Annotated in this window: 18 protein-coding genes; 10 read left to right on the top strand and 8 right to left on the bottom strand. The window is 39.4% G+C overall.

What is annotated here, in order from left to right; translation table 11 throughout:
- Positions 1-76 precede the first annotated feature (76 nt).
- Both M1G12_RS03935 and mnmA read right to left on the bottom strand, forming a co-directional pair.
- Positions 77-508 (bottom strand): SseB family protein, encoded by a 432-nt coding sequence (locus M1G12_RS03935; RefSeq protein ID WP_247949430.1) that lies wholly within the window; start codon positions 506-508, stop codon positions 77-79.
- 21 nt (positions 509-529) lie between these two features.
- The gene (mnmA, locus tag M1G12_RS03930) at positions 530-1651 is read right to left on the bottom strand and encodes a tRNA 2-thiouridine(34) synthase MnmA (protein ID WP_247949429.1); all 1122 of its coding nucleotides are present in this window, start codon (positions 1649-1651) and stop codon (positions 530-532) included.
- 304 nt (positions 1652-1955) lie between these two features.
- Here mnmA and M1G12_RS03925 point away from each other — a divergent pair, with 304 nt between their 5' ends.
- Entirely contained in the window at positions 1956-2828 is an 873-nt protein-coding gene (locus M1G12_RS03925) for an ABC transporter permease family protein (protein WP_247949428.1), read from the top strand.
- A 185-nt stretch (positions 2829-3013) separates the two neighbouring features.
- Here M1G12_RS03925 and M1G12_RS03920 read toward each other — a convergent pair whose 3' ends face one another.
- Positions 3014-3601: a hypothetical protein gene (locus M1G12_RS03920; protein WP_001108796.1), complete on the bottom strand. Its 588-nt coding sequence runs from the start codon at positions 3599-3601 to the stop codon at positions 3014-3016.
- A gap of 322 nt (positions 3602-3923) precedes the next feature.
- Between M1G12_RS03920 and M1G12_RS03915 the strand changes: the two genes are divergently transcribed.
- Positions 3924-4787 carry a helix-turn-helix domain-containing protein gene (locus tag M1G12_RS03915; RefSeq protein WP_001268144.1) on the top strand — a complete coding sequence of 288 codons (864 nt, stop codon included), beginning with the start codon at positions 3924-3926 and terminating at the stop codon, positions 4785-4787.
- A 51-nt stretch (positions 4788-4838) separates the two neighbouring features.
- Here M1G12_RS03915 and apf read toward each other — a convergent pair whose 3' ends face one another.
- Positions 4839-5459, bottom strand: coding sequence for an aggregation-promoting factor (gene apf, locus M1G12_RS03910; protein WP_247949427.1), 621 nt, complete (start codon positions 5457-5459; stop codon positions 4839-4841).
- Positions 5460-5698: 239 nt separating this feature from the next.
- On the opposite strand from apf, the gene sdaAB reads away from it, so the two are divergent.
- The 3 genes from sdaAB to M1G12_RS03895 are packed head-to-tail and all read left to right on the top strand — an operon-like array spanning position 5699 to position 7905.
- Positions 5699-6370, top strand: coding sequence for an L-serine ammonia-lyase, iron-sulfur-dependent subunit beta (gene sdaAB / locus M1G12_RS03905; RefSeq protein WP_000838912.1), 672 nt, complete (start codon positions 5699-5701; stop codon positions 6368-6370).
- A gap of 8 nt (positions 6371-6378) precedes the next feature.
- Positions 6379-7251, top strand: a complete 873-nt coding sequence (sdaAA, locus tag M1G12_RS03900) for an L-serine ammonia-lyase, iron-sulfur-dependent, subunit alpha (RefSeq protein WP_000500041.1) — start codon at positions 6379-6381, stop codon at positions 7249-7251.
- 21 nt (positions 7252-7272) lie between these two features.
- Positions 7273-7905 (top strand): HAD family hydrolase, encoded by a 633-nt coding sequence (locus M1G12_RS03895; RefSeq protein ID WP_247949426.1) that lies wholly within the window; start codon positions 7273-7275, stop codon positions 7903-7905.
- A 271-nt stretch (positions 7906-8176) separates the two neighbouring features.
- On the opposite strand, the gene M1G12_RS03890 is transcribed toward M1G12_RS03895, so the two are convergent.
- Together M1G12_RS03890 and M1G12_RS03885 are read right to left on the bottom strand one after the other, a co-directional pair.
- Positions 8177-10027 carry a polysaccharide biosynthesis protein gene (locus M1G12_RS03890; RefSeq protein WP_247949425.1) on the bottom strand — a complete coding sequence of 617 codons (1851 nt, stop codon included), beginning with the start codon at positions 10025-10027 and terminating at the stop codon, positions 8177-8179.
- 191 nt (positions 10028-10218) lie between these two features.
- Positions 10219-11049 (bottom strand): glycosyltransferase, encoded by an 831-nt coding sequence (locus M1G12_RS03885; protein ID WP_247949424.1) that lies wholly within the window; start codon positions 11047-11049, stop codon positions 10219-10221.
- A 154-nt stretch (positions 11050-11203) separates the two neighbouring features.
- Between M1G12_RS03885 and M1G12_RS03880 the strand changes: the two genes are divergently transcribed.
- The 5 genes from M1G12_RS03880 (at position 11204) to M1G12_RS03860 (ending at position 15485) form a co-directional block, all read left to right on the top strand.
- Positions 11204-12370, top strand: a complete 1167-nt coding sequence (locus M1G12_RS03880) for a CynX/NimT family MFS transporter (protein ID WP_049499175.1) — start codon at positions 11204-11206, stop codon at positions 12368-12370.
- A 138-nt stretch (positions 12371-12508) separates the two neighbouring features.
- Positions 12509-12835: a PadR family transcriptional regulator gene (locus M1G12_RS03875; RefSeq protein WP_000273858.1), complete on the top strand. Its 327-nt coding sequence runs from the start codon at positions 12509-12511 to the stop codon at positions 12833-12835.
- Positions 12822-13415, top strand: a complete 594-nt coding sequence (locus tag M1G12_RS03870; RefSeq protein ID WP_000198700.1) for a DUF1700 domain-containing protein — start codon at positions 12822-12824, stop codon at positions 13413-13415. Before M1G12_RS03875 ends, M1G12_RS03870 begins: the two co-directional genes overlap by 14 nt.
- Positions 13408-14358, top strand: a complete 951-nt coding sequence (locus M1G12_RS03865) for a DUF4097 family beta strand repeat-containing protein (protein WP_247949423.1) — start codon at positions 13408-13410, stop codon at positions 14356-14358. Before M1G12_RS03870 ends, M1G12_RS03865 begins: the two co-directional genes overlap by 8 nt.
- 62 nt (positions 14359-14420) lie before the next feature.
- Entirely contained in the window at positions 14421-15485 is a 1065-nt protein-coding gene (locus M1G12_RS03860; RefSeq protein WP_247949422.1) for a DUF6574 domain-containing protein, read from the top strand.
- A gap of 236 nt (positions 15486-15721) precedes the next feature.
- On the opposite strand, the gene M1G12_RS03855 is transcribed toward M1G12_RS03860, so the two are convergent.
- Positions 15722-17752: an ATP-binding cassette domain-containing protein gene (locus tag M1G12_RS03855; RefSeq protein WP_084887745.1), complete on the bottom strand. Its 2031-nt coding sequence runs from the start codon at positions 17750-17752 to the stop codon at positions 15722-15724.
- Positions 17745-18326 carry a hypothetical protein gene (locus M1G12_RS03850; protein ID WP_020902116.1) on the bottom strand — a complete coding sequence of 194 codons (582 nt, stop codon included), beginning with the start codon at positions 18324-18326 and terminating at the stop codon, positions 17745-17747. The genes M1G12_RS03855 and M1G12_RS03850 overlap by 8 nt, the downstream gene beginning before the upstream one ends.
- Positions 18327-18331: the final 5 nt, after the last annotated feature.

The following is an 18331-nucleotide window of genomic DNA, read 5'->3' as shown; positions in this document are numbered from 1 at the left end:
ATCCATGAGCTTTGACCATCATTTCTATTGCTGTTATTATTGTAGCAAATTGAGAACATTTGTCAATCTAAATGTACTATGATTGGCGAATTGCTTCAAAAGCTCCTTTGTCAATCTCAACTGGGTCAGAAAAGGCATCCAGAACAATCCCTCTCACAGGAAAACTCTCCATCCCTTCCGCAGCAAACAAACAATCCGTCAAAGGTAATTGCAACCATGAAAAACGGTCATAATAGTCCTTAGGAATGTCTTGTTCTGTTAAGAAACAAGGATAATAGTAGTCGTCTCCTTTTCGCAGAATATCTGGTTTTAGGCGAACTCCTTCTTGTCCGTCACTCCCATTCACTATAGAAGCATTGAAGGGGACCCAAACTTTAGCTTGTTTCAACTCCTTAAACAAGATCTCTATCGACTCTGTCGTTTTCTCCCTCAAATACTCTTTTTTATAGTCCAAGAGAGTCATTGACTTCTCTTTTTTAGCCGTTTTTTTCTTAAAAAACTGAAACATTCTCATTCCTCTTAGAAACTCTTAAATGTACTGACAAACCTTGCCATCACGGTAGGCATTGTCAATCAAACCACCACCGAGACACTCTTCACCGTCGTAAAAGACAACTGCCTGTCCTGGTGTAATGGCGCGTTGCGGTTCCGCAAAGATAACTTCTGCCTTGTCTCCTTTGACATGTACTGTCACCTTTGAATCAGGCTGACGATAGCGGAATTTAGCCGTACATTCGAGCGTAAACTCCTCTGGCATGTCACGAGTAAAGTGAACTTGACTGGCCTCTAGGCTTGTTGACATGAGCGAATCATGATAGAAGCCTTGGCCGACATAGAGGATATTCTTGCTCAGGTCTTTTCCGACAACGAACCAAGGGGCATTGTCACCACCGTGTTGGCCACCGATACCGAGTCCGCCACGCTGACCGATCGTATAGTACATCAGGCCAGCATGCTGACCCATATCCCGTCCATCTACGGTCATCATTCGGCCTGGCTGGGCAGGGAGGTAGTTACTGAGAAACTCTTTGAAATTCTTTTCTCCGATAAAGCAGATCCCTGTCGAGTCTTTCTTCTTAGCAGTCGCAAGACCTGCTTCTTCTGCTAGTTTGCGAACTTCAGGCTTTTCCAAATGTCCCAATGGGAACATAGTCTTTTGTAATTGTTCTTGTGAAAGTTGACTGAGGAAATAGGTCTGGTCTTTGCCATTGTCCACGCCACGAAGCATGTGAACGACGCCATCCTCATCACGCGCCACTCGAGCATAGTGCCCAGTCGCTACATAGTCTGCTCCCAAGGTCATGGCATAGTCCAGAAAGGCCTTAAACTTGATTTCCTTGTTACACATAACGTCTGGATTTGGCGTGCGTCCTGCTCTGTATTCCGCTAGGAAATACTCAAAAACGCGGTCCCAGTACTCTTTTTCAAAATTTACAGAGTAGTAAGGAATGCCAAGTTGGTCTGCTACCGCAGCCACATCCTTGTAATCTTCGGTCGCCGTACAGACGCCGTTTTCATCTGTGTCGTCCCAGTTCTTCATGAAGATACCGATCACATCGTAGCCCTGCTCCTTGAGCAAGAGAGCCGTCACCGACGAATCAACACCACCACTCATCCCCACGACAACACGTGTTTTAGAGTTATCACTCATGGTAGTTCTCCCATCTATTCGTTTATTCACGATTGAAGGTCGTGTTTGCTACTACGATTGAAGGTCGTTTGAGCAGTTTTCATTATAACATGCTTAGATAGAGAAGACAAGGAAGATGCTGACAAACCTAGCCACCTCTTTTATAAATACATGAAGATAGGACACAAAAGAAATTAATTCATCCTAAACCACTATTCTCTTTAAAAACTTATTTTTAAAATTAACTAAAAATGATATACTGTTATAAGGAGGAATACGCACATGATTCCATATATACACCATCATCCATGTGCGTGAAACTAATGTGAACAACTACAAAGACATACTAAAATCAAAAAATACTATTTTTATTATTACTCTTATTGCAGGTATTGGACTTTTGACAGGCTTAGTCCTCCATCAAGAAAAAATCCAAGCAGAGAGAGGGAACGTTGCTCTCATCAAACAACAAAAAAATCAACAAGATGTCGAACAAGTAAAAAATGCCATTAAAGATTTCAATATTGATTCTGAAACCATTATAGAAGATTGGAAAAAAATTCAAGAATTAAAACCAACTACTGATGAAGGCAAAAAGGTCTTAGCAGACTTTCTCGCTTCTACTGCCGATAAAGTCACAAATCATTATAGTGAAAAAGCTTTGAAATTAGATATAAAGGATTCTGATAGCCAGTTTCAAGATAAACAAACACTTGAGACAGCCATCACTTCCTTGCAAAAAATACTAGAAATCATTAAAAGTGTTAACTCCACAAGCGAACAAGCCACTATTGATGAAAAAATAAAACCCATCCAAGAACTAATTTCTAAATTCCAAAAGCAAGTTGAAGTCTTGACCAAAAAAGAAGGACAAAAGACTGACAAAAAAGAAACAGGAACGACTAGTAGCGAGGGGGAAAGAGAAACCTATTCTTCAGGAGGAGGGAGCTACACTCCAACCTATACTGAGTCAAATGGGAGCAGATACAGTTCACAAGCGCCTGCAAGCGAACAACCTTCATCTGATAGTGCTGGCAGCAGCGGAAATGATGTGGCAAGTACACAAAATCAAGCAGCTAATACTTCAGAAGCTCAAGCAGAAACTAATACCAATAGTAACAATGCTGAAGTTCCCACAACAAACAGTGATGATCTCGCTAGTTTAGGTGGCGGAGTTACATCATTCGGTCAGCAGTAAGCAATCGGCTATCACTAATTTAATTGTCTTTTATCGAACAAAGTATATAAAAGTCTAACAAAAACTAACTTCTAAATAAAACCACACAGTCATTCCAATATTGAACATAATCAAATTGAAAGGGATACTGTGTGGTTTTTGAATTGTTGAACATTCAGAGATTCCATTTTTGGGGCAATTGTCTATCAAAATGTCCTTTTATCTGTCAATAATCCTAAAAAATCTTGTCGTTTCAAGTCGGAGAAATGTTTGGCGGAAAGACTTCCCTTTTGAAGTCCATCATCTCTGACCTGCAAATAATAGCTATGTTGGCTTGTTTTAATCGTCAAAAAGTCTCCAAATACAAAAGCTCTTTTCCAGTTGCGAATCTCAAATTCTTTTATCTCTGATTTGGGAATACGGATAAGTCCTTGTCGCAAATCACGATGATGCTCACTTGTGAAAGTCATCCCATTTCCAAGATTTCTTATCAGCAGTTCATCTGGAGTTACCATCACCAGCGCTATTTTAGTTAAGAAAATTTCAACTGTTGGTGGTAAAATCGCCAAATCAAACCAAGGATGTAGGTAGCGATAGGCTAAGAAATAATGAGGCTCCTCACCCAATCCTAGTTGTTTATACAAGGTCTTGACTTCACTATCTAACCTCGCTTCAAAAGACACATCCGAATGCTCTTCTTCCTTCCTCTGATTAACATAACGCATCCAGACTAGGAAACCTATAAAGACTAGGACAAATATTCCTGATAAAAGATATTTTAAATTGTAGTTCATCGCTTAACCTCCTGATTCACACCTCTGCCTAAAACAGAAGCCTATTTATTTTGAAAATAGGTCCATCATAACTTTAAATAAGACGGGTGTCATTAAAATTAGGATAATTCCTATCACAAATATCATGACTACTCGAAAAAGTTCCTTATTTTTAAACATTTTTCCACCCCTTTTCTAGCTACATCATAGTACTCATTAACCCCATATTAAAATTACACCAAACTTATTTTAGCTTTCTTTTTTACTTTTTATATTACTATGATACAATATTTTTAATAGGATTTTATTGTTTGTTAACTTTTTTCACTAAAAGGAGAAAATCATGCGTTATGATTTTGGAAAGGTCTATAAAGAAATACGTGAGTCAAAAGGATTAACCCAAGAAGAAGTCTGCGGAGATGTCCTATCAAGAACCAGCCTATCAAAGATTGAAAGTGGCAAGGTAACTCCCAAATATGAAAACATGGAATTTCTTCTCCGACAGGTTAATATGAGTTTTGAAGAGTTTGACTACATCTGCCATCTCTATCAGCCGAGCCAACGGACAGAAATCATGCAAACTTATCTCAATATGAATTCCATCATTGGTGGCAGTGGTCTAGTTGATTTTTTTGAAACATGCCAAAACTATCTCAAGACCCATCACGACCTGCCTATAGAAGAAATCAGGGATATGCTGGAAGTTGTCATTCATATCCGTCAACATGGTACAGAGAAACTGTCAGATCAAGTGAAACAAACTGTCAAAAAACTTTGGGAAAAAATTGAAAAACAAGATACATGGTATGAAAGTGACCTAAAAATCCTCAATACCATCCTTTTCAGCTTTCCTATTGAACACCTCCATCTCATCACTGAAAAAATCTTGCAACGCTTGGAAGTCTATAAAAACTACCAACATTTATATGACTTGCGAATGGCAATCCTACTCAACCTTTCCACCATTTACTTATATCATCAAGACAGAAACATGTGTCAACAAATCTGCTATACTTTACTAGAGGATGCCAAGAACAAGAAAAGCTACGATATGCTTGCTATCTGCTATGTCCGTATTGGGATTTGTAGGGATGATGCTAAACTTATCCAAAAAGGGTTCTCCCTTCTAGAGCTGACCGATGAAACTTCCATTCTAGCCTTTCTCAAAAAAGAAGTGGAGATCTATTATCAACCGAAAGAAATATAAAAAAGTCGAGGGATTTCCTCGACTTTTTCAAATTATTCTGTTCATTATTTCTTAATACCAGCCGTTGTTAAGCCAGAAGTTTTTAGCAGCTGACCATGAACCGTAACGTCCTGCAACGTAAGCATCTGCTACACGTTCTTGGTTTTCAGCTGAGTAGTCACCGTTCAAGTATGAATCTGTCAATTGGTAACGTCCAATGTAACGTCCATTTGTAGCTGTGTAGCTACCGCCTGATTCTTTTTGTGCAATCCATTCTTTAGCTTCTGCTTCAGATCCGCTTACAGTTGCAGCTGGTGCTGAAGTTTCTGCTGCAGCAACAGTTTCTTCTGCTGCAGGTGCGCTTGCCACTGGAGCTGCTTCCTCTACTACTTCTGTAGTTTCTGCTGCTGGTGCTGCATAAGTAGTTGGTGCTGGTGTTGTAGCAGGCGCTACAGGACCATCGATAACCAACTCTTGACCAACATAAATCAAATGAATGTTGTCGATGTGGTTGTTTTCTGCCAATTTCTCAACAGTTGTGTTGTGAGTTTCAGCGATTTCTGAAAGTGTATCACCTTCTTTAACAGTGTAAGTTGATGATTCTTGAGCAGATACAAATGATGGAGCAAATACTGCAAACAAGGCAGCTACTCCTGCAAGAGTTGTTTTAATCTTTTTAGTTGTTGATTTCATATTTGAAAATTCTCCTTCTTTCTATAGTTCTATCATACCCTTTAAATATTACCGTTTCTTGACACTTTTATGTAGAAATATTACAAAATTATTTTTTATTTCTCTAAATAAGCTATTTTTTGTTACAAAAGATGCTTTTTTATGCTATTTGTAGTGTAAAAAGGTTTTCATCCACAATTAAAGCCAAGACCTTCATTCTTTGATATAATAGAGGTAAGAATTTTTATAAGGGGAAACTGATGAAATCACTTCGTTTTCAATCTGTCTTTGATATCATCGGACCAGTTATGATTGGCCCATCTAGTAGTCATACCGCTGGTGCTGTCCGTATTGGGAAGATTGTCTCTTCCATTTTTGATGATACTCCGACAGAAGTCGAATTCCAACTATTTAACTCATTTGCCAAAACCTATCGTGGTCACGGAACAGACCTAGCCCTTGTTGCAGGTATTTTAGGCATGGATACAGATGATCCTGAAATTCCAAACAGTCTGGAGATTGCCCACAAGCGTGGCATCAAGATTGTCTGGACCATTCAGAAAGACAGCAATGCTCCTCACCCAAACACCACTAAAATTACCGTCAAAAATGCTCATAAGACCATCAGTGTGACTGGTATTTCTATCGGTGGAGGAAATATTCAGGTCACCGAACTCAATGGTTTTGCCGTCTCTCTCAATATGAATACACCGACTATCATTATCGTTCATCAAGATATTCCAGGTATGATTGCCCTTGTTACGGAGGCACTTTCCCGCTATGGTATCAATATCGCCCAGATGAATGTCACTCGTGAAAAAGCTGGTGAAAAAGCTATTATGATTATCGAAGTTGACAGTCGCAACTGTGATGAGGCCATCGAAGAAATTCGAAAAATCCCTCATCTCCACAATGTCAATTTCTTTAAATAGGAGGAAGCATGTTTTATTCTATCAAAGAATTGGTCGAGCAAGCAGATCTGGACTTTCAAGGAAATGTCGCAGAACTCATGATTACAACAGAGTTTGAATTGACCGGTCGCGAACGTGAAGAAGTCTTCCTTCTCATGGAACGCAATCTGGAAGTCATGAAAGCCTCTGTCCAACTTGGCCTCAATGAAAATAAATCTCGTAGTGGCCTGACAGGTGGAGATGCTGCCAAATTGGATCACTACATTAAAAACGGAAAAACTCTGTCAGATTACACGATTCTCTCTGCTGCCCGAAATGCCATCGCAGTCAATGAACACAATGCCAAAATGGGCTTGGTTTGTGCCACTCCTACCGCAGGAAGTGCTGGCTGTCTGCCTTCAGTTCTAACAGCTGCTATTGAAAAATTAGACCTCAGCCACGAGCAACAGCTGGATTTCCTCTTTGCTGCCGGTGCCTTTGGACTAGTCATCGCAAACAACGCCTCTATCTCAGGTGCCGAAGGTGGCTGTCAGGCCGAGGTTGGTTCGGCCTCTGCTATGAGTGCTGCAGCCTTGACTCTAGCTGCAGGCGGAACACCCTACCAAGCCAGTCAAGCTATTGCCTTTGTCATTAAAAATATGCTAGGCCTCATCTGTGACCCTGTTGCAGGTTTGGTCGAAGTTCCCTGTGTCAAACGTAATGCCATGGGAGCTAGCTTTGCCTTCATCGCAGCAGATATGGCCTTGGCAGGTATCGAATCTAAAATCCCTGTGGATGAAGTGATCGATGCCATGTACCAAGTAGGAGCAAGCATGCCAACTGCCTTTCGTGAAACAGCTGAAGGTGGACTCGCTGCCACACCAACCGGTCGTCGCCTCCAAAAAGAAATTTTCGGAGAATAAGCTTATCAAATAGGAGAAATCATGACCTCTATCACAGCGATTTTTTTCGATCTGGATGGAACCCTCGTTGACAGTTCTATCGGGATTCACAATGCCTTTACCCATACCTTTAAGGAGCTGGGGGTTCCTAGTCCTGATGCCAAAACTATTCGTGGTTTTATGGGACCGCCTCTCGAAAGTAGTTTTGCGACCTGCCTGCCTAAAGAACAAATTTCTGAGGCTGTGCAGATATACCGTTCCTACTATAAGGAAAAAGGCATCTATGAAGCTCAACTCTTTCCTCAGATTGTAGACTTGCTTGAGGAGTTAACGAGCAATTACCCTCTTTATATCACCACTACAAAGAATACCCCTACCGCTCAAGATATGACTAAAAACTTGGGAATCCATCATTTCTTTGATAGCATTTATGGCTCCAGCCCTGAAGCACCTCATAAGGCAGATGTCATTCGCCAAGCCTTACAGACACATCAACTAGCACCAGAACAAGCCATCATCATCGGAGATACCAAGTTTGATATGATGGGAGCTCAAGAAACAGGCATTCAGAAATTGGCCGTCACTTGGGGATTTGGAGAACAAGCAGATCTACTAAACTATCAGCCTGATTATATCGCCCACAAACCCATAGAAGTTTTGGGGTATTTTCAATAACATAGACTGGGCGACAACCCCATTTCAGAAGAAAATGGAGCAATACTCAATGAAAATAAAAGAGCAAACTAGGAAAGTAGCCGCAGACTGCTCAAAACACCGTTTTGAGGTTGTAGATAGAACTGACGAAGTCAGTAACATCTATACGGCAAGGCGACGTTGACGTGGTTTGAAGAGATTTTCGAAGAGTATAAGTCTCTACATAACAAAACGCATATTACCAAGGTTCTTCAGACCTGATAATATGCGTTTTTCTGATTTTAAAGATTTTTTATTCAACGTGGGTTGTTTGATTGGCAAAGGCGATAATGGCTTGCTTCAACTCATCTCCACTGAGAGTTCGGAACTCTTCAATTTTTTGGTCGATTGCTTCTAGAGGCATAACATTAACCTTACCAACAAAAATCTTATCCATAACCTGATTGTCAACTAATTCGGTCGAAACCAAGAGTTCTTCGTAGAGTTTTTCACCTGGGCGGATTCCAACTTCAACAATTGGAATTTCGCTTTCGGTGTGGCCACTTAGAAGGACCATTTTCTTGGCCAAGTCATAAATCTTGACTGGTTTGCCCATATCAAGGATAAAGACTTCTCCATCCTTGGCATAGGCACCAGCATGGATAACCAAACGGCTAGCTTCTGGAATAGTCATAAAGTAACGGGTCATGCGGAAGTCTGTCACCGTTACAGGCCCACCTTCAGCAATCTGACGTTCAAAGACTGGAATCACACTACCACGGCTACCAAGAACATTTCCAAAACGAACTGCACAGTAGGTCGATTGGCTACGTTGGTTAAAGCCAGTGACAATCAACTCCGCCACGCGCTTGGTTGCTCCCATAACATTTGGTGGATTAACCGCCTTATCTGTCGAAATCATAACCATCTTAGGTACTTTAGCTTCATCAACAGCCTTAGCAACATTGTAAGTTCCACGAATATTGTTTTTGAAGGCTTCTTTTGGATTGCGCTCCATCATAGGAACGTGCTTGTGAGCAGCCGCATGATAAACAATAGCTGGCTTGTACTGCTCAAAGACTTGCAACAAGCGGTCATAGTCTTGAATATCCGCAATAACTGGTACATAATCAATCCCTTGGAACTTGCGAATCAATTCATGATAAACAAGGTAGATTGAGTTTTCCCCATGACCGAGCAAGACGATGCGTTCAGGATTAAAGCGACTAACTTGGCGACAGATTTCAGAACCGATTGAGCCACCAGCACCTGTGACTAAGATTGTCTTACCTGTCAGTTCTGCGCCCAGACGCGATTCGTCAAGACGAATTTCCTGACGGCCCAAAAGGTCCGTAATATCAATTTTTTGGAACCCAGTACCTGCGTGGTGAAGTCCCTGAACAACCGTTTCAACCTTAGGCATCTTGTAACATTTGACACCCAGTTTATTACACATCTGCAAGATACGTTCATATTCTGATGGATCAAGCGACGGAATCGCAACGATAACACGCTCGATTTGATGGCGTTTAGCTAATTCAGGCAATTCATCATATGAACCCAAAACAGGAATCCCACCAAGTTTTTGGCCCTTTTTCTTAGCGTCCTTATCCAAAATACCGACCAGTTCCAAATCACTGGTTGGATGTTGGTAACTATCCATAAAGAGGGCTCCGCCATCACCAGCACCAATCAAGAAGGTCCGACGGTGTTCTCCATCACCACTGCCTTTTTTGCGTCTTGAGTAGATTAACTGCCAAGTAATCCGTGGCAATAAAATTAAGAAAGTACTCAACAAGATAAAGAGCACGATAAAACGGATAGAGAAGAGTGGCAAGAAGGCATAGCAGATACTATATGACAAGATGCTGCTAGCAGTCACACCAAAAAAGATTTTCATGAAATCCGTAATCTTGCTGTAACGACTGATACTAGCGTTCAATCCCCAAAATCCAATCATTAATTGATAGAACAGGAAGGCCAAACTCGTATAGATAATGTAGTCAACAGGTGCTGGATTAATCAATCCGTAGAATAAAATATAAGATACAATGATGGAAACCACCATACTCAAAATATCAAATATTCCCCAGAAAACCTGTTTTTGTTGCTTATTTAAAATTTCCACCAGATCAATCACATAATCTGTGAGTTTTTTATTCATAGAAATTTACTCCTCCTTAAAAGAGCTGGATGATTATACTCAATGAAAATCAAAGAACAAACTAGGAAACTAGCCGCAGGCTGTACTTGAGTACGGCAAGGCGACGTTGACGCGGTTTGAATTTGATTTTCGAAGAGCATTATATTGTTATTATAACACTTTTTCTAAAGTTTACGATTTGCTACAATCTTTTACTTGCTTTTTCGTAACAGTTTCATAAAAATAAACTGTCGGACAAATCCGGGACAAAGGGCAACAATCATCTGAATAGCAACACTCTTGACATACTCCATGTAAGAAATTTGCCCTCTCTTCAGCATGCGCTGACGAGCTTGACGATAGAGTTTGAGGTAACGCAGTCCCCCACGACGCTCAAACATTCCTGCTCCAACACGAACCTTACACAAGATTTGATCCAGATTTCCAGTCTTAGCTCCTGCAGCAATCATATTGAGCCAGAGGAGGTCATCCTCCATATAAAGGCCATCCTCATAGTTGCCTGCCTTGAGAACCATGTCCTTCTTGAACATGACAGTCATGTGGTTAAAGGCACTTCTCATCCTTTGATAAGCTACAATATCTGCATGCTGAGTTGGAACACGACGGTAAGAAACAATCTCATCAGGATTGTCAATAAACTCTGCAATATGTCCACCTAATAGGTCGAGCTTGTCCTTCTCCATTAGCTGAACCTGTTTCTCAAAACGGTCTGGAACAGCTATATCATCCGTATCCATACGAGCGATGATATCGTACTGACACTGCAAAACACCCTGTCGAAGAGCCAGACCCAAACCTTGATTATGCTCAAGAGGATAGCGTTTCACTGGAATATCAGACTCAGCTTCAAGCTGGTCTAATACCTGATAGAGCTCAGGTGTCAAAGGCCCATCCTCAACCAGAACCAATTCGCTCGGTTTCAGGGTCTGATTTTGAACACTCTCAATAGCATCCTTTAAGAATGTCGGATTTTCCTTGATATAGACCGACATCAATACGCTGATTTTTTGCTTTTCAGACACAGTTTTTCTCCAATGTATAGATTTCCTTCCACTATTTTATCATAATTTTCAAGACTTTCCCATTTTTATCTTGAAAGCCCAAAACCTTACTTGACATTATAGGGAAAAAGCCTTAAAATAAGCTGTTATTAAAATCAGCTAGAAGAGGTATTATATGAAAAAGCAATCACTCTTTTTTGTTCCAGGTATTATCCTGATTGGTGTTTCCTTGCGGACTCCTTTTACTGTTTTACCCATTATTTTGGGAGATATTTCGCAAGGGTTGGGAGTAGAAGTTAGTTCGCTTGGTGTCTTGACCAGCCTTCCCCTCCTCATGTTTACCCTCTTCTCACTCTTTTCTACCCGACTGGCTCAAAAAATCGGCTTGGAGCATCTCTTCACCTACAGCCTTTTCTTCTTGACCATCGGTTCTCTCATTCGACTAATCAATCTGCCCCTGCTCTATCTAGGAACCTTGATGGTTGGGGCAAGTATCGCAGTCATCAATGTGCTGCTTCCTAGTCTCATCCAAGCCAATCAACCAAAGAAGATTGGTTTTCTGACCACCTTATATGTAACCTCTATGGGGATTGCGACGGCTCTGGCTTCCTATCTAGCCGTGCCTATTACACAAGCCAGTTCTTGGAAAGGACTTATCATCCTCCTCACCCTGCTCTGTCTAGCAACTTTTTTGGTCTGGCTCCCAAATCACCGCTATAATCACAGACTAGCTCCACAAACCAAACAAAAAAGCAAAGCAAAGGTCATGCGTAATAAACAGGTCTGGGCAGTGATTGTCTTTGCAGGTTTTCAATCCTTACTCTTTTACACCGCTATGACCTGGCTACCTACCATGGCCATCCATGCAGGCCTATCCAGTCACGAAGCTGGCTTGCTGACCTCTATCTTCTCCCTGATTAGCATTCCTTTTTCAATGACCATCCCAAGCCTGACAACCAGTTTATCTACTCGTAACCGTCAGCTCATGCTCACTCTGGTTTCACTAGCTGGTGTGGTCGGTATTTCCATGCTCTTTTTCCCAATCGGTAATTTCTTTTACTGGCTTGCCATCCATCTCCTCATCGGAACCGCAACCAGTGCCCTCTTCCCTTATCTCATGGTCAATTTTTCACTCAAGACAAGCGCTCCTGAAAAGACGGCCCAATTGTCCGGTCTATCTCAAACAGGAGGCTATATCCTAGCAGCCTTTGGACCAACCCTCTTTGGTTACAGTTTTGACCTTTTCCACTCTTGGGTACCAGCTGTAGCTGCCCTCTTACTCGTCGATATCCTGATGACTGTGGCCCTCTTTACAGTGGACAGAGCTGATAAAATCCTCTAAACTTCTAGTTTTGGCTAGAAGTTTTTTATATATAAAAATTTTACACATTTCTCTTGACAGGGCTTTCATTTAGATGTACAATGTATGTGTAGAAAAATTATATATAAAAATCTTACACATTAGAAAAGGAGGTTCCCCATGTACTTTCCAACATCCTCTGCCTTGATTGAATTTCTCATCTTGGCTGTACTGGAGCAGGATGATTCTTATGGTTATGAGATTAGCCAAACCATTAAGCTGATCGCTAATATCAAAGAATCTACACTCTATCCCATTCTCAAAAAATTGGAGGGCAATAGCTTTCTGACAACCTATTCTAGAGAGTTCCAAGGTCGCATGCGCAAATACTACTCCTTGACAAATGGTGGTATAGAACAGCTCGTGACCCTAAAAGATGAATGGGCACTTTATACAGACACCATCAATGGCATCATAGAAGGGAGTATCCGCCATGACAAGAACTGAATACCTGACTCAGCTAGAACTTTATCTCAAAAAACTGCCTCAGGCTGACCAAATTGAAGCCATGGACTATTTCAGAGAACTCTTTGACGATGCTGGAGTCGAGGGAGAAGAAGAACTCATCGCTAGCTTGGGAACTCCTAAGGAAGCAGCCCACGAAGTTCTATCAAATCTTCTAGATAAAAAAATCAATGAAGCGCCTGCTCAAAAGAATAACCGACAAATTTTGCATATCGCCTTGTTAGCTTTGCTTGCAGCACCCATCGGTATTCCTCTGGGAATCGCCATCCTCGTGTCCCTGTTCGCAATCCTTGTTGCTGCTTTGACTGTCATTCTGGCTTTCTTTGCAGTTTCCATACTTGGTATCATCGGCGGATTCCTATTTTTAGTTGAAAGTTTTACTGTCCTAGCCCAAGCTAAATCAGCCTTTATCTTGATTTTCGGTTCTGGTTTACTAGCTATCGGTGCTTCTTCGCTGGTTTTATTAGGTATTTCCTATGTAGCTCGCTTCTTCGGTCTACTCATTGTTCGCCTGGTGCAATTTGTTCTTAAAAAAGGAAAGAGAGGTGACCAGCATGCGTAAATGGACAAAAGGATTTCTCATTTTTGGTGTGGTGACTACTATTATCGGCTTTGTCCTGCTCTTTGTAGGCATCCAATCTGACGGAATTAAGAGCCTACTTGCCATGTCCAAAGAACCTGTCTATGATAGCCGTACGGAAGAGCTAACCTTTGGCAAGGAAGTCGAAAACCTAGAAATTACTCTCCACCAACACGCGCTGACCATCACAGACTCTTTCGATGATCAAATCCACATTTCTTACCATCCATCTATTTCTGCTAACCATGATCTTATCACAAATCAAAACGATAAAACGCTGAGCCTCACTGATAAGAAACTGTCTGAAAGTCCATTTCTCTCTTCTGGAATTGGCGGGATTCTCCATATCGCAAGTAGCTACTCTCGTCGTTTTGAAGAAGTTATTCTCCAACTTCCAAAAGGGAGAACTCTAAAAGGAATCAACGTGTCAGCCAATCGTGGACAAACTAGTATCACTAATGCTAGTCTTGAAAATGCGACCATCAATACCAATAATGGCTATCTCCTCCGAATTGAAGGAAGTCGTATCAAAAACAGTAAACTCACAACCCCTAATATCATTAATATCTTTGATACAGACCTTGCAGATAGTCAGCTAGAGTCAACAGAGAATCACTTCCACGCTGAAAAAATCCAAGTACATGGTAAGGTGGAATTGGTAGCAAAAACAGACCTAAACCTCCTACTTTCCGAAGAAGAAAAACAAAGAATCAACTTAGATCTTTCAACAAAACATGGTTCTATTATCCATTTTCTGAGAGAAGGAAGACATTCGTTTAAAAATAAAGAAAACAAAGATGAACATTTAAGCAATCCTTATAAAACAGAAAAAGCTGATGTGAAAGATCAACTCATAGCAAGGGCAGACCAGTATATCTATCTACTCAAAGCAGAGGAACACGAGTCTTCTTCTAGAAATCGTTGACAAAAGCGCTTACATCTGCTACTATAAAAGCATATTTATCTAACTAAAAAGGAGGTTCTACCATGAAACAAGAATGGTTTGAAAGTAATGATTTTGTAAAAGCAACAAGCAAGAACAAACCTGAAGAGCAAACTCAAGAGGTTGCAGACAAGGCTGAAGAAACGATAGCCAATCTCGATACACCAATTGAAAAAAATACTCAAGTAGAGGAGGACGTCTCTCAAGCTGAAGTCGAACTGGAAAGCCAGCAAGAAGAGACAATTGAAACGCCTGAAGACAGTGAAGCGAGAACAGAAATAGAAGAAAAGAAAGCATTAGATTCTACTGAAGAAGAGCAAGATTTTTCTAAAGAAACAGAAAAAGTCACTAAAGCTGAAGAGAACCAAGAAGCACTTCCTCAGCAAAAACCAACCACGAAAGAGCCCCTTCTTCTCAGTCAATCCTTAGAAAGTCCCTATATCCCCGACCAAGCTCCAAAATCTACGGATAAATGGAAAGAGCAAGTGCTTGATTTTTGGTCTTGGCTAGTGGAGGCTCTCAAATCTCCTACAAGCAAGCTTGAAACAAGTAGCACACACAGTTACACAGCCTTTCTCTTGCTCATTCTGTTTTCTGCATCTTCCTTTTTCTTTAGTATCTACCACATCAAACATGCTTACTATGGACATATAGCAACTATGCATAATCACTTCCCTGAACAATTTGCTTCATTGAATCTCTTTTCGATTATCTCTATCCTAGTAGCAACAACACTCTTCTTCTTTTCATTCCTCTTGGGTAGTTTCGTCGTGAGACGATTTATCTACCAAGAAAAGGACTGGACGCTAGAAAAGGTTCTCCAACAATATAGTCAACTCTTGGCAATTCCAATCTTCCTCACTGCTATTGCTAGTTTCTTTGCCTTCTTTGATAGCCTGCGATTTACAGCCCTCTTGTGTGTGATTAGCATTGGAATCATTCTGCTTGCTAGTCTCCATATCATTACAAGGCCAAGTCAAGCAAGTGAAACCGACTCCTTCTATCAATTATTCTTGTCTGTCCTTGTGAACGGAGTCATTATCCTCCTCTTCTTTGTAGCTGAAGTGGCACTGATTGGAGATTATCTTCGTATCTTAGCCTTTCTTTAAGATTCAATCCTGTCATCCATGGCAGGATTTTTCTATACCAAAAAGCAAGTCGATTGACCTGCTTCTGATTTACTCTTCTTGTGCTAATGCTTTAAAATCTTTGTCCTAGGATGGGTTTTATTCCTAGAGTTCAGTAGTATGATAACGTTGCTATGAAGTTCGTTATTCCAAATATTATGCAAACTAGTTATATGTAAAATTAAGATTAGAAACCACCAATCTCCATTTATTAACTTTTAATGAAATTCGTCCATATTAATAACTTTACCTGCTCTAGCAATAACATCCTTATCATGAGTCACGACAATAACAATCTTTTCCTCGTTCACTAATTTCTCAACCTCATTTAGAAATAATTCAGTTGAGTTTCTGTCCAAATTTCCTGTAGGCTCATCAAATAGATAGATGTCCTTTTCTTGCGATAAACTCCTCATGAGTAGAATTTTTTGTTTCTGACCTTGCGAAATATTGGTGGCTTTCCCATCAATCTGATGACTTAGAGCTATATTGAGATTCAGACTATCAAGATTATTTGATTCATAGTTTTCCTTATTAAATAGAGTGAAATTAATATTTTTTGAAACACTTCCAGGGAATACATGAAATTCAGATGAATACACGCTTAAATAATCTAAAATATTAGTCTCCTCTAAAGTAGAAAAACTTTCCATTCCATTCAGTACAATATCACCCTCTGTTGGAGAAGATAATCCCTGAATAATATTCAAAAGAGATGATTTCCCAGTTCCATTCCCGCCTGTAATAACGGTTAATTCACCACTATTGAACTCAAAATTTAATTTAGTAAACACCAATCTTTCATCCCATTTTTTACATAAATTCCGGCATGACAATTGTTCAATTTTAGATACTGGAATGGTAGCAAGATTACTTTCCATCCCTACTTCCTCTAGTCCAATAAACTCAAAGGAATATTGACTTTTTTTCAATGCTACCCAAGATGTAATTAAAGAATTTAAAATGCTGGATAACAGTAATAAAATCAAAATACTATTTGTATACTCCGATATATGTGCGTAATCTCTAATAATATTTACAGTAGCAAGCAAAAATGAACCAGTTAAACCAATAAATATCTGCGTAGAAGCTAATAATCTATTGGTAATATGTGTACTATCTAGTTTCGTTCCCAATAGTTCATTGAGTCTTTCATCAAATTCTTTGATGAAGTCGCTAGATTTTTGGAAACTTATAATATCTTGCAAACCATAAATTGTATTTTCTACCAGAGAACTAAAGTTAGAACTATTAGCAATAAATTCTCGCTGATTTTTTACAACTTTTCGTATTTCAAAATTGACATATAAACCAAGAATAGCTATAGATACGCATGTAACTGCGAAAATAATAATATTCAATTTTAATAGCAATAACAGTAGCAAACAAAACACTAAAAGCTGTACCTTTAAGTAAAATTTTTGCATAATACCTGTTGCTGATAACAATAAATTCCAAAAATAACTACTCACATACTCATAATTTTTAGTTAAAGAAAAATCATTTAATTGGTTCTTATAAAAAGAGGACAGAATATCATTTAAAAAATTATTCTCAATCTTTCCTTTTAATCTCGTTTCTAATATAGAGAACTGCCAATACAAATATGAAGCTAATATTATTGAAGCTAGGGTAAATAGTTGAATACTAAACTGAATGTTAAGTAGACCAGACATTGTTATTTGTAGTAAAAAAGCAATAGCAATAGGTAAACTAATTTTAGCTAATCCCAAGAAAAAGATTGCCAATTTTCTCTTCCAACCAAGTGAAGCTAGAAATCTATGATATAACTTATCTGCATAGCTTATCGTAACAATATCTTTTCTATCTTCTGAATTAACATTCTCATTCTTTTGAGGAATTAAAACAATTCCTACACTCTGACTAAAAAGTTCTAATCTTGAAATTTTCTCAATTTCCTCATTTGCAGGATCAGAAACAATCAATGAACTACTGTCTCCATCCAACACGACGATATAATGAGGCAAGCTAGCTCTTTCTACTACTAGTAAATAAGGAAATGATACGTTGTTTAACAAACTAGGAGTCTCAATTTGATAAGAATCCGCATCAATACCATAGCTTTTTAGTATATCTTCTATATCAAACAAAGACAGTCCTTGGTGGTTATTGTTATCAAATTGTAGACTATCTAAATGTTCTAATTTTGGGAAATAGTAAGAAATGATTGTCTTTACACAAGCCATTCCACAATCCAGCAAAGTTGCTTGTTTATAGTGACTAACCATTATTTTCTCCTTTTTCAACACTTATCTTACTATAACCATCAACTTCAATGACGCTATTCGAAGTTTGATTTGTCGTAGGAACCTTTAAAACTTCTCCTGTATTATTTGTATGCAAAGTATAGATTCCATCAAAATCTTTAGGAACTGTAATAGATACATCGCCAACAAGAGTATCTACAAAAATTTTTTCGAAAGTTGCATTTTTCCCTAAGGAAATGGTTACATATAACTTGTCTTTCCCTTGTGAACTCAAAGCCAAATTAAAGCCATGTTGTGAAAATGGAATATATAGACTATCTGAACTCATTTTAACGTTTTTAGTTATGTTATTCACTGATTCTTCGGAAACTTTTCCTTCTATTTGAACACTTGTTTCATCTGATTCACTCTTGACAACTTTAACATCAATTGCTTGCTTTGAACCATAAAACTCTAACGTTTTAATACTTTTAGAAGAAAGAGCCCACGATTGTTTTACACTGATTGTCGTCTCTCCTCGTTTTAAGGTTAATAAAATTCCAGCCACTACAAACAGTAACAACAGCCCAATTACAATTCCTATTTTTTTCATCATTAGTA

This window comes from Streptococcus mitis (assembly GCF_023110375.1).
Taxonomy (GTDB): domain Bacteria; phylum Bacillota; class Bacilli; order Lactobacillales; family Streptococcaceae; genus Streptococcus; species Streptococcus mitis_CI.
The sequence above is the reverse complement of the archived record's forward strand: the minus strand, read 5'-3'. Positions and strand labels throughout refer to the sequence as shown.